The organism is Staphylococcus sp. HMSC14C01, assembly GCF_001808085.1.
Taxonomy (GTDB): domain Bacteria; phylum Bacillota; class Bacilli; order Staphylococcales; family Staphylococcaceae; genus Staphylococcus; species Staphylococcus hominis.
This window is the reverse complement of the sequence record NZ_KV792048.1, coordinates 242,735-258,296: the sequence shown is the minus strand read 5'-3', so window position 1 is coordinate 258,296 and position 15,562 is coordinate 242,735. Positions and strand designations below refer to the sequence as shown.

Annotated in this window: 15 protein-coding genes; 2 read left to right on the top strand and 13 right to left on the bottom strand. The window is 32.4% G+C overall.

The features are described 5' to 3' along the window. Window positions 1-27: 27 nt before the first annotated feature. On the bottom strand, window positions 28-222 hold the full coding sequence (locus HMPREF3131_RS09480; RefSeq protein WP_070436719.1) for a hypothetical protein: 195 nt from the start codon (window positions 220-222) through the stop codon (window positions 28-30). A 224-nt stretch (window positions 223-446) separates the two neighbouring features. Here HMPREF3131_RS09480 and HMPREF3131_RS09475 point away from each other — a divergent pair, with 224 nt between their 5' ends. Then, complete coding sequence (locus tag HMPREF3131_RS09475; RefSeq protein WP_017174644.1) at window positions 447-1,472, top strand: threonine aldolase family protein; 1,026 nt, start codon at window positions 447-449, stop codon at window positions 1,470-1,472. A 374-nt stretch (window positions 1,473-1,846) separates the two neighbouring features. Here HMPREF3131_RS09475 and glnA read toward each other — a convergent pair whose 3' ends face one another. The 5 genes from glnA to hflX all read right to left on the bottom strand — a co-directional run bounded on the left by glnA (window position 1,847) and on the right by hflX (window position 7,418). After that, window positions 1,847-3,187, bottom strand: coding sequence for a type I glutamate--ammonia ligase (gene glnA / locus HMPREF3131_RS09470; protein ID WP_017174642.1), 1,341 nt, complete (start codon window positions 3,185-3,187; stop codon window positions 1,847-1,849). A gap of 20 nt (window positions 3,188-3,207) precedes the next feature. After that, window positions 3,208-3,576, bottom strand: coding sequence for a MerR family transcriptional regulator (locus HMPREF3131_RS09465; protein WP_161800247.1), 369 nt, complete (start codon window positions 3,574-3,576; stop codon window positions 3,208-3,210). 224 nt (window positions 3,577-3,800) lie between these two features. Next, the gene (locus tag HMPREF3131_RS09460; RefSeq protein ID WP_049379239.1) at window positions 3,801-4,775 is read right to left on the bottom strand and encodes a tRNA dihydrouridine synthase; all 975 of its coding nucleotides are present in this window, start codon (window positions 4,773-4,775) and stop codon (window positions 3,801-3,803) included. 140 nt (window positions 4,776-4,915) lie between these two features. Then, window positions 4,916-6,154: a methionine gamma-lyase family protein gene (locus HMPREF3131_RS09455; protein ID WP_017174639.1), complete on the bottom strand. Its 1,239-nt coding sequence runs from the start codon at window positions 6,152-6,154 to the stop codon at window positions 4,916-4,918. 25 nt (window positions 6,155-6,179) lie between these two features. After that, window positions 6,180-7,418 (bottom strand): GTPase HflX, encoded by a 1,239-nt coding sequence (gene hflX, locus HMPREF3131_RS09450; RefSeq protein WP_017174638.1) that lies wholly within the window; start codon window positions 7,416-7,418, stop codon window positions 6,180-6,182. A gap of 109 nt (window positions 7,419-7,527) precedes the next feature. On the opposite strand from hflX, the gene HMPREF3131_RS09445 reads away from it, so the two are divergent. After that, window positions 7,528-8,004 (top strand): glutathione peroxidase, encoded by a 477-nt coding sequence (locus HMPREF3131_RS09445; protein ID WP_002448833.1) that lies wholly within the window; start codon window positions 7,528-7,530, stop codon window positions 8,002-8,004. Window positions 8,005-8,193: 189 nt separating this feature from the next. On the opposite strand, the gene hfq is transcribed toward HMPREF3131_RS09445, so the two are convergent. The 7 genes from hfq to HMPREF3131_RS09410 form a co-directional block, all read right to left on the bottom strand. Further along, a complete protein-coding gene (hfq, locus tag HMPREF3131_RS09440) occupies window positions 8,194-8,436 on the bottom strand; it encodes an RNA chaperone Hfq (RefSeq protein ID WP_002448741.1) in 243 nt (80 codons plus the stop codon). Continuing rightward, entirely contained in the window at window positions 8,390-9,388 is a 999-nt protein-coding gene (gene miaA, locus HMPREF3131_RS09435) for a tRNA (adenosine(37)-N6)-dimethylallyltransferase MiaA (RefSeq protein WP_002448817.1), read from the bottom strand. Before miaA ends, hfq begins: the two co-directional genes overlap by 47 nt. Window positions 9,389-9,391: 3 nt before the next feature. Next, the gene (locus tag HMPREF3131_RS09430; protein ID WP_070436716.1) at window positions 9,392-10,327 is read right to left on the bottom strand and encodes an alpha/beta hydrolase; all 936 of its coding nucleotides are present in this window, start codon (window positions 10,325-10,327) and stop codon (window positions 9,392-9,394) included. A 205-nt stretch (window positions 10,328-10,532) separates the two neighbouring features. Then, a complete protein-coding gene (locus HMPREF3131_RS09425; RefSeq protein ID WP_017174637.1) occupies window positions 10,533-12,203 on the bottom strand; it encodes a glycerol-3-phosphate dehydrogenase/oxidase in 1,671 nt (556 codons plus the stop codon). A gap of 149 nt (window positions 12,204-12,352) precedes the next feature. Further along, window positions 12,353-13,852, bottom strand: coding sequence for a glycerol kinase GlpK (gene glpK / locus HMPREF3131_RS09420; protein WP_002448786.1), 1,500 nt, complete (start codon window positions 13,850-13,852; stop codon window positions 12,353-12,355). Window positions 13,853-13,947: 95 nt separating this feature from the next. Further along, the gene (locus tag HMPREF3131_RS09415) at window positions 13,948-14,766 is read right to left on the bottom strand and encodes an MIP/aquaporin family protein (RefSeq protein WP_048682785.1); all 819 of its coding nucleotides are present in this window, start codon (window positions 14,764-14,766) and stop codon (window positions 13,948-13,950) included. Window positions 14,767-15,016: 250 nt separating this feature from the next. After that, window positions 15,017-15,550, bottom strand: a complete 534-nt coding sequence (locus tag HMPREF3131_RS09410) for a glycerol-3-phosphate responsive antiterminator (RefSeq protein ID WP_017174634.1) — start codon at window positions 15,548-15,550, stop codon at window positions 15,017-15,019. Window positions 15,551-15,562 lie beyond the last annotated feature (12 nt).

Here is a 15,562-nt window from a genome sequence, read left to right as displayed (position 1 = left end):
TAAACTCCTACTTCTCAAATTCAACTTTTATTTATCGGCTAATATTAAAAAGGCACTTAATATTTCTTCATTGTTAGGAAATTGGCGTTCTTCAATTTTATCAATTAAAACATTTAATAATTCATAGCGACGACCTTCTTCACTTGCTAAATATTGATTAATTTCATTTTCCAATTCTTCAATTGTTTGTTCTTGAATTCTTTTAAATTTTACTTTACTCATTTATAACACTCCATTTCATATATTTGTTTAAATCATAGTCTTTTTACATGTGTTTATCAACTAAATTGCAATGATAATAGGACGTCTTTTAAAAGCGTTTACATATTTATTTTTATTCTCTTAAATTCACATTACTAAAAAGGTAGTGTATACTAAATACATTCTATTCAAATTTTCAGAATAATCAGTTTAGAATAAGCATAAGGAAGTTAGGGAGGAATTCGATGATATCTTTTGAAAATGACTACCTAGAAGGTGCACATCCAAAAGTTTTACAACGTTTTATTGATACAAATTATATTCAAGCTTCGGGTTATGGGGATGACCAATTTTCAAAACAAGCCGCTGATCAAATTCGAAAAACGATTCAATGTCCTGAAGCCACTGTTCGCTTTTTAATTGGTGGTACACAAACAAATCAAGTTGTTATTAATACTGTATTAGAGCCATATGAAGGGGTTATTTCAGCAGATACAGGTCATGTGGCAGTACATGAAGGGGGCGCTATAGAATTTAGTGGTCATAAAGTATTAGCAGTACCATCTCATGAAGGTAAGATTTCACCTAAAGAAGTAAATACCTATCTTGAAACTTTTTATAATGATTTCAAACGTGAACATATGGTATTTCCTGGTATGGTGTATATTTCTCATCCTACTGAATATGGAACGCTTTATAGTAAAGAAGAACTTAGGAATTTATCAGAAGTCTGTAAGGAACATCATATTCCATTATTTATGGATGGCGCCCGATTAGGTTATGGTTTGATGAGTAATGAAACAGATGTCACAATTGAAGATATTGCTAATTACTGTGATATTTTTTATATTGGTGGTACAAAGATTGGTGCACTATGTGGTGAAGCGATTGTATTTACAAACAATAATGAACCTAAACACTTCACTACACGTATTAAACAGCATGGTGCCCTACTAGCTAAGGGACGTTTAGTTGGTATTCAATTTTTAGAATTATTTACTAATAACTTGTATTTTGATATTAGTCGACATGCTATTAATATGGCGAATAAAATGAAGCAAGGATTTATCAATAAAGGATATAAAGTATATTTTGATTCTCCTACTAATCAACAGTTTTTCGTATTAAATGATGATAAGATTAAAGATCTTCAGAGTAAAGTGAAATTTGCAATTTGGGAAAAATACGATGATACACATCGCGTTGTTAGATTCGCAACAAGTTGGGCCACAACTGAGGAAAATGTTGACAAACTTTTAGAATTAATTTAATTATAAACTTATTTAATATAGACCTTAAGGTGACATACTTCGGGTCTATATTTTTATGTTTACATAATATTTTTATAATTCATATAGGTTTTATTGATATATTTAATAAAAATAGGAGCTATATATTATGAAAAAATATTTAGTGGTAGACGAACATGAAAAAACAAAAAAAGCTAAACAATCTATGATCAAACTAGAAAATTTCGAGAAGTATATAAAGAATATTTTTTAACTTACTTGACCAAAACTTGACCAATTCACTACTTTTGAAGAAAGTGGTCAAGTAAAAATAGATTATTTTCAAATAAAAAAGAAGCTAAGGCAAATGCCTTAACTTCTTATATCCCTAAGTCTTTCCCCTTTTTGCTTAGCGATTAGTATTGTTTCATATATTGATCGCGTTCCCATTCAGAAACTTGAGTTCTGTAATAGTCCCATTCGATAGATTTAGAATTAATAAATTGATTATAGATGTGATTGCCTAATGCTTTTTTAACTGTATCGTTTTCACGCATTGCTTTTAATGCAGTGTAAAGTGTAGATGGTAAATCTTGAATACCTACTGCTTCACGTTCTTCACGATTCATTTCATAGATATTTTGGTTTACTGGTTCTGGTACTTTAGTTTTGTTTTTAATACCGTCTAAACCAGCTTGTAAGATCGCAGCTAAAGCCATATATGGGTTAGCAGCCGGGTCAACTGAACGTACTTCAATACGAGTTGATAGACCTCTTGAAGTAGGTACACGTACTAATGGAGAACGGTTTTTACCACTCCAAGCAATGTAACATGGTGCTTCGTAACCAGGTACTAAACGCTTATATGAATTGACTAATGGGTTACATACTGCCGTAAATCCACGTGCATTATTTAAGATACCTGCAGTAAAGTGATAAGCATCTTCAGTTAATTGATCTTTGCCGTTTGGATCAAAGAATGCATTTTCTTTACCTTTGAATAAAGATACGTTGAAGTGCATACCACTTCCATTTACACCAAATAATGGTTTTGGCATAAATGTCGCATGTAAATTATGTTTACGTGCAATTGTTTTAACAACTAATTTAAATGTTTGAATGTTGTCACATGCTGAAATTGCATCTGCATATTTGAAGTCAATTTCGTGTTGACCTGGTGCTACTTCATGATGACTTGCTTCGATATCAAAGCCCATATCTTCTAATTCAAGGACGATGTCACGACGACAATTTTCACCTAAGTCAGTTGGTGCTAAGTCGAAGTAACCGCCATTATCATTTAATTCTAATGTTGGTTCACCTTTTTCATCCAATTTGAATAAGAAGAATTCTGGTTCAGGCCCTAAGTTGAAATCTGTATAACCTAAGTCTTCCATTTCTTTTAATATACGTTTTAAGTTCGTACGTGGGTCCCCAGCAAATGGTTCACCATCAGTTGTATAAACATCACAAATTAAACGTGCTACTTTGCCTTGACCTGCTGTCCAAGGGAAGATAACCCAAGTATCTAAATCTGGGTATAAATACATATCTGATTCTTCAATACGTACGAAACCTTCGATTGAAGATCCGTCAAACATCATTTCATTATCTAACACTTTTTCTAATTGGCTTACTGGAACTTCAACATTTTTAATTGTACCTAAGATATCAGTGAATTGTAATCTTAAATATCTTACGTTTTCCTCTTTTGCAAATTTGCGAATATCCTCTTTTGTAAAAGTATGTTTTGGCATGGTAGACATCCTCCAAGTTATTAATTAATAAATCGTGATAAATCGCCACGGTTTATCGGTAAAGCTTCACTGTGCGGTTTCTGAGTTGCATCTACAATCATTCTTTTTCTCGTCTCTTGTTCATCAGTAGTTAAGTGCCCTTGATTATTTGTAATTATTTGTTTAATACCTTTTAAATTAAAACCTTTTTCAATTAACGTTTTAATTTCTAACAGTCTCTCTAAGTCATTCATCGAGAATAACCTTTTATTTCCTTCGGTACGTTCGGGCTTAATGAGTTCATGTGTTTCATAATAACGTATTTGTCTTGCTGTGAGTTCTGTCAATTTACAAACAACACTCATAGAGAACACGGCCATATTACGTCTTATTGTATCGTTAGACACTATAACCTCACCTCTACTTTTGAACTTGTCTATAATTTAGCATAGATTAATATGAAATACAAAAATATGTTAGGTTTTCTGACATGAAAATTAAATATTTCTTACATATAAACGTAAAAGCCCATAGATACAGTTATCTACAGGCTTTTTACTATTTAAAAATTATTTTTCAAGACATCAATACGATAGCGTATTCTTATTGTTAAGTTTTGAAAATTTAAGTTTCATTAATGGTTATCTTCCATATTTGCTTCAAAGTCATCAAGTAATGCTCGAGCTTCATCCACAGTTTCTGTACTCATTAATTGATGCCGTAATTCACTTGCACCTCTAATACCTCGCACATAAATTTTAAAGAAACGTCGTAAACTTTTAAATTGTTGTGTTTCTTCATTTGAATACTTTTCAAATAACTCTAAATGTAATCTAAATAAATCCAAGAGTTCTTTACTTGTATGTTCGCGTGGCTCTTTCTCAAATGCAAAAGGATTATGGAAAATGCCTCTTCCTATCATAACTCCATCAATACCATATTTCGTCGCAAGTTCCATACCTTTTTGTCTATCTGGAATATCACCATTGATAGTTAATAATGTTTGAGGCGCCACTTCATCGCGCATTTCTTTAATGGCTTCAATTAATTCCCAATGTGCATCGACTTTGCTCATTTCTTTACGTGTACGAAGATGGATAGATAAGTTTGCAATGTCTTGCTTAAACACATGTCTTAACCATTCTTTCCATTCCTCTATATTATAATAACCTAGACGTGTTTTAACACTAACAGGTAGTCCACCTGCCTTGGCTGCTTGAATAATTTCAGCTGCTCTTTCTGGTCGTAAAATTAACCCAGACCCTTTACCTTTTTTGGCAACATTTGCGACAGGACAGCCCATATTTAAATCAATACCTTTAAAGCCCATATCTGCTAAACCAAAACTCATTTCTTTAAATTGCTCTGGCTTATCACCCCATATATGAGCAACCATAGGCTGTTCATCTTCACTGAATGTTAAACGTCCTCGTACACTATGTATCCCTTCTGGATGACAAAAACTCTCCGTATTTGTAAATTCAGTAAAAAATACATCCGGTCTCGCTGCTTCACTTACTACATGTCGAAAAACAATGTCTGTCACGTCTTCCATCGGCGCTAAAATGAAAAATGGACGTGGTAATTCATTCCAAAAATTTTCTTTCATAATTGATTTAAACCTTCTTATTCATTAGTATCTCGTATAATTAACCATGATATATTATCATAAAAAAAATCCATATACAAAAGGAAATTCACTCTCATTATGTTTATTACTATCTATTTTTGAATATTGTGTTATACTACTTAAATTAAATTCTGTTCTTTTAAATTCATAACCGCACGTGTTACTGCAATTTTAACATGTTCATAAGTTAGACCACCTTGCACATATGCCTCATAAGGCGGACGAATCGGACCATCTGCTGATAATTCAATAGAGGATCCTTGCACAAACGTTCCTGCTGCCATGATGACATCATCTTCATAACCAGGCATATAACTAGGTTCAGGACTAAAGTGTGCATTAATTGGTGAAGCATGTTGAATACTTTGACAAAATGCAATCATCTGTTCTTTTGTATCAAATTGAACGGTTTGAATTAAGTCTGTACGCTTAGCATCGTACTTGGGAACTGTGTTCATATTCATTTTTTCAAGAAGTAAACTTGTAAATAGTGAGCCTTTTAAGCTTTGACCCACTACATGCGGTGCTAAAAAAAATCCTTGATACATTTCTTGCAATGAAAATAATGAAGCACCCGCTTCTTTACCAATCCCAGGTGCAGTTAAACGATAACCACATCGTTCGATTAAATCTTTTCGTCCTGCAATGTAACCACCAATTTTTGCTAATCCACCACCAGGATTTTTTATTAATGACCCTGCAATTAAATCTGCACCCACTTCTATTGGTTCTCGACGCTCTACAAACTCTCCGTAGCAATTATCCACAAAAATAATTACATTGGGATATCGTTGTTTAATTTGAGAAATAGCAGTTTCTATTTCATCTACTGTAATTGAAGGTCGTTGTCCATACCCTTTTGAACGTTGAATAGCAATAACTTTCGTTTGTTTCGAAATAGTATTTAAAACAGTTTCAACATCAATCATTCCATCTTTTAATGCAACTTCTTTATATGTCACGCCATGCTCTTTGAGACTTTCAATACCATTACCATTAACACCAATCACTTCAAGTAAGGTGTCATAGGGACTACCTGTAATGTACATCAGTTCATCGCCATATTTGAGTGTACTTTGCAATGCTAATGTAATTGCATGAGTACCCGAAATAATTTGAGGTCTAACAAGTGCATCTTCTGCTTTAAACGTATGAGCATATATCTCTTCTAAATGATCACGTCCAAAATCATCATAACCATATCCTGTAGAACCTACTAAATCATTCTCGCTCGCTTTAACATGATGAAATGCATTAAGAACCTTTTCCTGATTGATATAAGCAGTTTCTTCAATTTCTTTAAATAAGGGTGTTAACGTTTCTTCTACTTTAGAAACGATGTGTTGAATATCTGACATGCAATTTATCTTCCTTTATATATAATTATTTTCTATATCCTTTAACGATATAGCTTTCATTATTTTCATCAAATTTCATTTCTTCGATAAGTGTATGTTGTTTTAAAAAATATAATCTATCTGCATCTTCACTAGATACAGTTTCTACGTAATATGACAAAGTCGCTTTTATTTGATCAAACAGTAACTGCTTCACTTTTAATTTATCTTCACTATTACGACTTGATACAAATACAGACGGATGGCCTGATACCGGTACATCAGTTTCTTCAGAACATTGATCTTTTTTATTAAAAATGATTGCTTGTGGAAGGTCATCCATATCTAAGTCTTTTACCAATTGATTAACCGTATCATATTGAGCACGATATTCTGGATGACTTGCATCAACGACATGTAGAAGTAAATCAGCACTTTTCGCTTCTTCTAATGTCGACTTAAATGCTGCTACTAACGTTGTAGGCAACTTTTGAATGAAGCCTACGGTATCAGAAATAATTAAATTAAACCCATTGTTAATTTGTATTTGTCGTGTTTTAGGGTCAAGTGTGGCAAATAGTAAATCTTTTTCAAAAGTCGTTTCGTTTGCTAAAACATTAAACCAAGAAGATTTTCCAGCATTGGTATAGCCAATAAGTGCAATTTGAAATACTTGATTTTGTTCGCGTTGATTACGATATCTTTCACGATGTTCGACCACTGTTTTAAGTTGATGTTTAATTTCATTCATACGTGTTCTAATATGACGTCTATCCATTTCTAATTTTGTTTCACCAGGACCACGCGTACCAATTCCCCCGCCTAAACGAGATAAACTTTTTCCATGTCCTTGTAATCTAGGGAGTAAGTAATCGAGTTGAGCTAATTCAACTTGTAATTTACCTTCTCTACTACGCGCTCTTAAAGCAAAAATTTCAAGAATGAGCTGTGTTCTATCGATAATTTTAATGCCCAAATTATCATTTAATGTTTTCGATTGTGCTGTTGTTAATTCATCATTTGTCACAACAACATCGATGTCATGAAATTCTATAAAAGCTTTAATTTCATCAATCTTACCTTTGCCAACATAATATTTATAATCAAATTGATCTTTATTTTGAGTGACTTGTCCTATAACATCTAATTGACAAGTCAACGCTAAAGCTTCTAATTCTTCCATTGTAGATTCAAAATTATATTGATGATCACTTTGAGCATGTACACCAACTAATACAGCAGTTTCTAGCTTTTTCTTAGTATCATAAGTGTGTTGCTGAGCCATGATATACATCTCCTTTTTTAACATGTCTTACATATTCTATCATAGAGCAAGTTTAAAGACTAACGACTAAAACTATGTTAAATTAAAGCTAAGTTGAAAGGGTGATAGTATGGAAAATATTTATGATTTTGAAGTTCAAAAATCTAATGGTGAAAATTATAAATTAGATGTATATAAAGGCGATGTTATGCTTATCGTTAATACAGCGAGTGAATGTGGATTTACACCACAATTTGAAGGATTACAAGAACTATATAATAAATATAAGGACCAAGGATTTATTGTTTTAGGTTTCCCATGCAATCAGTTTGGTGGTCAAGAACCTGGTTCTGGTGCTGAAGCAAATCAAAATTGTAAAATTAACTACGGTGTCACATTCCCTATTCACGAAAAAGTTGACGTTAAAGGCGATAACCAACATCCATTGTTTCGTTATTTAACAAGTCAAGCTAAAGGTATGTTAAGTGAAAAAATTAAATGGAATTTTACTAAGTTTTTAGTAGACCGTGAAGGTAATATTGTTCAACGCTTCTCACCTCAGAAAAAACCTGCTCAAATTGAAAAAGATATTGAAAAACTTCTATAAATAAATAAAAGCTTCAATATAGATGACTATGTCATAGACAATCGTTCTATATTGAAGCTTTGTTTTATTACAAACATTTCTTCTATTTGTTCAAAAGTGCAAAAATTGATGAGAATTTTGCAAGCTACGTATACATTTTGACCGTGGACTACGCTCTAAAAGTCAGTAACTTGGCACTTTAATTACAACTTATTCTTCACCTTCACCTGTAGCTTCTGAATCAGTAGATTCTGTATCCACAGTGAAAGTGCTGATCGCATGTTTGTAAATCAAATGTTGTTTGCCTTGAGAAACTAAGCTAATCATGTATTTATCAAAGTCTTCGATAACGCCTTTCATTTGAAAACCATTTAAGAAAAATACAGTAATTTCCGTTTGTTCTGCTTTAAAGTTCTCTAGTGCTTGATCTTGGATGTTTTGGTTTGCAATCATGTTTAGAACTCCTTTTATTTATTTGGGTTGTAATCTCATCTAACATCATTTGAAGTGACATTGTCTCTCTATCAAACCATTGAACATTCATTTTGTTTTTAAACCATGTGAGTTGCCTTTTCGCATATTGCCTTGAATGTTGTTTCAATAATTCTATAGCTGGTTCTAATTCCATTTCTCCTTTTATAACAGGGACAAGTTCTTTGTAACCAATTGCTTGCATACTCTGACTAGATTCAAAACCTTGTTCAACTAGTGCTTTCACTTCATTAAATAATCCGTGGCCCAACATAATATCAACACGTTTATTTATTCTTGTATATAATGTTTTGCGCGACATTTCAATCCCTACTAATAATGTATCATAATTTTCTGTAAATTGTTGAACTTTCTTTCGAGAACTTAAAAGTTTTTTTGTTTTTAAGTAATATTCAATCGCTCTAAGTACTCTTTTTCTATTATTTGGATGAATATCTTTAGCTGATGTTTCATCAAACGATGCTAAGTAGCGATGTAAGTCATCATTATTTAATTGATTTAATACATCTATTTTTTCTTTTACTCTTAATTCTTTTTCTACTGATATATTTTCATCATCAAATGGATAATCGTAAATTAAAGATTGAATATATAAACCTGTACCTCCTGCAATAATAGGTACTTTACCTCTTTTTGTAATATCTTCAATAAGCACTTCTGCTCTTTTTTTAAATTCGTATGCAGAAAATGATTCATCAGGATTTAAGATATCTATTAAATAATGGGGGATCCCTTCCATTTCTGTTTCTGTTACCTTTGCAGTACCTATATTCATTTGACGGTATACTTGCATCGAATCGCCACTAATGATTTCTCCATTCATTTTTTTAGCTAATTCGATACTCAATTCTGTTTTACCCGAAGCTGTCGGCCCTACAATGACTACTAGAAAAGGTTTTTTTGATGCTTGCAATGATTACGCCTCACTCTGATTATTTTTCAATACTTGTTTTTGAATCCAATCAAACATATGATTCCATATCATTTGTTGATCAACTTCAAATAATATTTCATGTCTTCTATTTGCATAAAGTTGTACCGTAATATGTTTAATACCAGTTTTTTTAAATTTTCTGGCCAAGGATTTAATACCTCTGCCATACTCTCCAAAAGGATCATTTTTTCCAGAAATCATCAATATTGGTAACTGTTTATTTATTTTTTTTAATTGACTATAATTTGCAGTACGTGTCATATGTTTTACTGTTTCATAAATTAATTGGTTTGAAACTAAAAAGCCGGTATACTCATCGTTTACGAATTTATCAACTTCTGTAGACTGTGATGAAAGCCAGTCACTTTCAGTTCTTGGTTGATCAATCTTTTTGTTAAATGATTTGTAAACGAGTTGATTGACCCATTTTAAACGCTTGCGCTTCCCAGTAAAAATAGAAATTAATTTCAAACTGATCCCTGCAGGAATTCCTTTCCATTTCGGATATTGTCCTGTTCCAGTTAATATCAATCCATTAGCAAAATTTGGATAAGTTTCAACAAATAAACGTGCAATAATAGATCCCATTGAATGGCCTAATACAATATAGGGTAATCCTTTCTCACTATCATATAATGTTTGTGCAATTTCAAACGCATCTTGAACAACTTGATTCATACTGTCGTAATGTCCACGTTCTTTCTCATCAATCTCTTTCCCATGTCCTCTATGATTATGTCTAATCACATCATAGCCTTGATGCGTTAAAGCATTAACAAGTGTTTCGTATCGATCCATATGTTCAGCCATACCATGAAATATATGTATAATACCATAAGTCGCTATGTTTGCTTTATCTACTTTAACTTCTAAAGTTGTTCCATCTTCTACAGTTATTTTATAAGCACTTTGCCCCATAGATATGCCTCCAATCTCTTTCTATAATGGTATGTTAACAACGTACTATTCCTACTAATATACCTATACTCTTTAATGTTATCAAATAGTTTGTTACTTTTTAATAGGTTATATATACTTTAAATTTAAAAATTTTATCAAAATATAAAAAACTGAGATTGAGTGCTTTTACCCAATCTCAGTTGCTATACTATTTTAACTATATTTATTTTTCTGCAGGTTGATGATTACCATGTGTTGCTTCTTCAATAGCTTCATCAACTTCTTTAGAAAATTCATTTTTCTGTTCAGCAGTATAATTTAATAATTTATCTAATTCATCAATAATTGCTTGTTTATATTGTTTAACTGTATTGATGTCAAAGTATAATTTACCAGTACGACGAATTAAGAAATCAGTTGGTTTATATACCATTTCGTTTTGTACACTATAAACTAATTGAACGTATAATTCTAATGGCATATTTAAATCTTTTTCATTCGTTAATTGTGCAATTGCGAATAATTTATCTACATTTGAACCGTATTTTGAAGCTAAATTATGTGCCACATCTGTGCTTAATCCAAGTGCTTTACCTTCTTGAACTTTACGATTTACGTAATTTTCAAAGTTTTTACTACCACCAACATCTCCACCAGAAATAGGTGTATTTTTAGTTTTGCTATCCGCAAATTTTAGACTATATTCTTGTTTTAAACGCTTAGCTAATAAATCAACAATTTCTAATGCCATATGACGATATCCAGTTAATTTACCACCAGCAATGGTTAATAATCCTGATTTACCTTCCCAAATTTCATCTTTACGTGAAATTTCTGAAGGATCTTTTCCATCTTCTAAAATTAATGGACGTACGCCAGCCCAAGTTGATTCAATATCAGCATCAGTAACATGTACATCAGGGAACATATAATTGATTGCATCAATTAAATAGTCTCTATCTTCTTGATTAGTTAAAGGTTTTGTTTTTTCATTATTATAGAATGTATCAGTAGTACCTACATATGCTTTACCTTCACGAGGAATAGCAAAAATCATACGACCATCTTTTTCAGTATCAAAGTAAACCGCTTGACGTAATGGGAATTTTGATTGATCGATAACTACGTGAACACCTTTTGTTAAACGTAATTGTTTATTGTTACGTGTATAATCTTTCTTTCTCACTTCGTCTACCCATGGACCAGCAGCATTGATTACTTTTTTAGCATTGATTTGATACTCTTCACCTGTAAGCATATCTTTTACTTTAATACCACTTACTTTATTTTTAGCATCGTATACGAAGTCAGTAGATTTAGTGTGATTAATGACTTCAGCGCCTTTTTCAGCAGCACGTTTCATCACTTCAATTGTTAAGCGAGCATCATCAGTACGATATTCTACGTAGTATCCGCCACCTTTTAAACCATCTTTTTTCACAAGAGGTTCTTTATTTAAAGTAGCTTGTTTTGATAACATTTTTTTACGTTCATGACGTTTAACGCCTGCTAAACGATCATACATTGTTAACCCGATGTTAGTTGTGAATTTACCAAATGTCCCCCCTTTATGCATCGGTAATAACATCCATTCAGGAGTTGTTACGTGGGGACCATTTTCATAGACTATTGCACGTTCTTTACCTGTTTCAGCAACAACTTTGATTTGTGCTTGTTTCAAGTAACGTAAACCACCATGTACTAATTTAGTTGAGCGAGAACTTGTACCTTGCGCAAAGTCTTGCATTTCTACTAAAGCTACTTTCATACCACGTTGTGTAGCATCTAATGCAATACCTGCACCAGTAATTCCTCCACCAATAACTACAACGTCAAATTCTTTATTTCTTAAATTCTTTTTAATTAAGTTCCTATTAAAAGTAGATAATGCCATAATATACCCTCCAAAATTTATATTAAAAAAAGAGAAACCTATACACACACAGAAGCATACTGCATGATAACAGGTCTCTCAAATCTCGACTAATGTATTAACTTAACTACATCATAACATATTCTTTGTAACTAAGCCATAATTAAAAATTAATCTTCTAATTTAAAGACCTGAGTAGCCTCTACTGCTTTCTTCCAACCTTTATATAACTTAGTTCTTGTTTCTTCAGACATTTCTGGATTAAATTCTTTTTCTAATTTCCATCCATCAGCAATGTCTTTTTTATCTTCCCAAAAGTCTACAGCCAAACCTGCTAGATAAGCAGCTCCAAGTGCTGTTGTTTCTTGAACTTCCGGACGTTCAACTGATGTATCAACAATATCTGCTTGGAATTGCATTATAAAGTTATTTTTTACTGCGCCACCATCAACACGTAAATTATTTACTTCAATTCCTGAATCTTTAGACATTGCTTCCATAACATCACGTGTTTGATAACATAAAGATTCTAATGTTGCACGAATGAAATGTTCTTTTTCAGTACCACGAGTTAATCCGAAAATCGCGCCACGTGCTTCAGAATCCCAATATGGTGTACCAAGACCTACGAATGCAGGAACAAAGTAGACATTATCAGTAGAATTAACACGTGTTGCATAGTTTTCAGTTTGCGGTGCAGAATTAATAATTCTTAAACCGTCACGTAACCATTGAATTGCTGATCCAGATACGAAAATTGATCCTTCAAGGGCATAATTTACTTTACCGTCAAGACCATAAGCAATTGTAGTTAACAATCCACTTTCAGACGTTACAGGTTCTTCACCAGTATTCATTAACATGAATCCGCCAGTACCATACGTATTTTTCACATCACCACGTTCGAAACAAGCTTGACCAAATAATGCTGCTTGTTGGTCACCAGCAATACCAGCAATTGGTACTTCTTGACCAAAGAAGTGATAATCTTTAGTATGTGCATAAACTTCACTAGATTCTTTAACTTCTGGAAGTATTGCTTTAGGAATGTCTAGTAATTCTAATAATTCATCATCCCATTTAAGTTCATGAATGTTATACATTAATGTACGACTGGCATTTGAATAGTCTGTAATATGTGCTTCTCCACCAGATAGTTTCCACACTAACCAAGTATCGATAGTTCCGAATAATAAATCCCCATTTTCGGCTTTCTCTCTTGCACCTTTAACATTATCTAATATCCATCTTACTTTTGTTCCAGAAAAGTAAGGGTCTAATAATAAACCTGTTTTATTACGAAATGTTTTTTCGTGGCCTTGTTCTTTTAATTCATTACAAATATGTTGTGTTTGACGAGATTGCCAAACAATTGCATGATAAATTGGGCGACCTGTTTTCTTATCCCAAATGACCGTAGTTTCACGTTGGTTAGTAATACCAATACCTTTAATTTGTTCAGGATCAATTTCATTTTCATTTATCACTTCAGCCATTACTGCTAATACTGATGTCCAAATTTCATTAGCGTCATGCTCTACCCAACCAGATTTAGGAAAATATTGTTTAAATTCTCTTTGCGCAACGCCTTGAATTTGTCCTTCTTTATCAAATAAAATTGCTCTAGAGCTAGTTGTGCCCTGGTCTATTGACATGATGTATTGTTCCATAATTTTTCTCCTTCTTTCATTCTGACTGTATGTGTTAAGTATCCTTTGAATCACATAGTCAATATATTATATGATTTAAAACTAAAATTTTTCTTTTAATAAATCGATTCAATATCTTTATGTTTATTTGATTTATTAAGCGCTAAACCAATCAGTAATGTAACAATCAAAACTACAATGCTAACACCACTCATAAAAGTAAATTCATTTTTATAAAAAACCTGATAAATCACAGCACCTAGCATACCGCCAGCAATTGGTCCTAGTACTGGTACAATAGCATACCACCAATTAGATCCTCCTTTACCAGCAATTGGTAAAATCGCATGTGCAATTCTTGGTCCTAAGTCACGAGCTGGATTAATGGCATAACCTGTAGGCCCACCTAAACTTAAACCTATTGCAATAATTAAACTACCCACAATTAATGGGTTTAATCCATCTGCAATTTTATTTACCCCAATAAATAAAATCCCTAAACTTAAAATAGCAGTTCCAATAATTTCACTTAAAAAGTTAGCAAAATAATTTTTAATAGCAGGTGCAGTAGAGAATACGCCTAATTTTGCACCTTGATCTTTAGTTGCTTTCCAATGTGGTAAATACATTAACCAAACAAGTGTAGCTCCTACAATTCCTCCTAACATTTGACAAACAATATATCCTGGTACTTTTATCCAACTAAAACTTCCCTCAACTGCTAAAGCAATTGACACAGCTGGATTTAAATGGGCTCCAGAAAATTGTCCTACTGCATAAACTCCCATAGTTACAGCTAAGCCCCATCCAGCGGCAATAACGATCCAATCAGATTCTTGTCCAGCGCTACGTTTTAAATTTACATTTGCACATACGCCTCCACCGAACAAAATAAGAATGGCCGTGCCTAAAAACTCTGCTAAATAAGCATTCATGTTTTAACCTCCTACAAGGCAAAGAGACTTCTACAAACTATATAATTAGGGTTGCAGAAATCTCTTCATCTCTCATTCAAATATTAACTTGTATAAATCATACAAAATAATTGTAAGCGTTGTCAATGATTTTTGTAAAAAAATTGTCACAATTTATTTTATAGATTAAAAGAGCGTATTATAATTATTTTTTATCAATACATAAAAAAACCTGAGACATCAATTTTGTCTCAGGTTAAAAATATAATTTCTACCATAATTTTCTGTTACTTGTGGTTACATAACTTGCACCACTATTAATTGCATCATTCACTTCTTTTTCTTCTTCGATTAGCCCACCTGCTATAATTTTAGCAGTCGTTGCTTCTCTTACATTTTCAACAATTTTATGAGCAATACCTGGTAGTACTTCAACATAATCTGGGTCCACTTTCTTTATGAGTTGTATACTACGATTGAGTGCTTGACTATCAATAATAAAAACTCTAAAAATAGTAAGTACATTTAATGATTTTGCTTTTTGAATAACTTTTGTTTTTGTTGAAACAATCCCTTTTGGTTTATAAGTTTGAATGATATATTCACATGCATATTCATCATGTGCCATTCCTTTAATTAAATCAATATGAATATATGCTTCAATGTCATGTTTTTTAAGTAACTCTATAATGCTTCTTAAATGACCTACATGCATATCTAAAAGGACACACACTTTATAATCCGTTTGAATTAATTTCTCTAAATCTTTCATATTTCGAATTGCTGGTAGTACGTGTTCTTTCATTTCTATGCATCC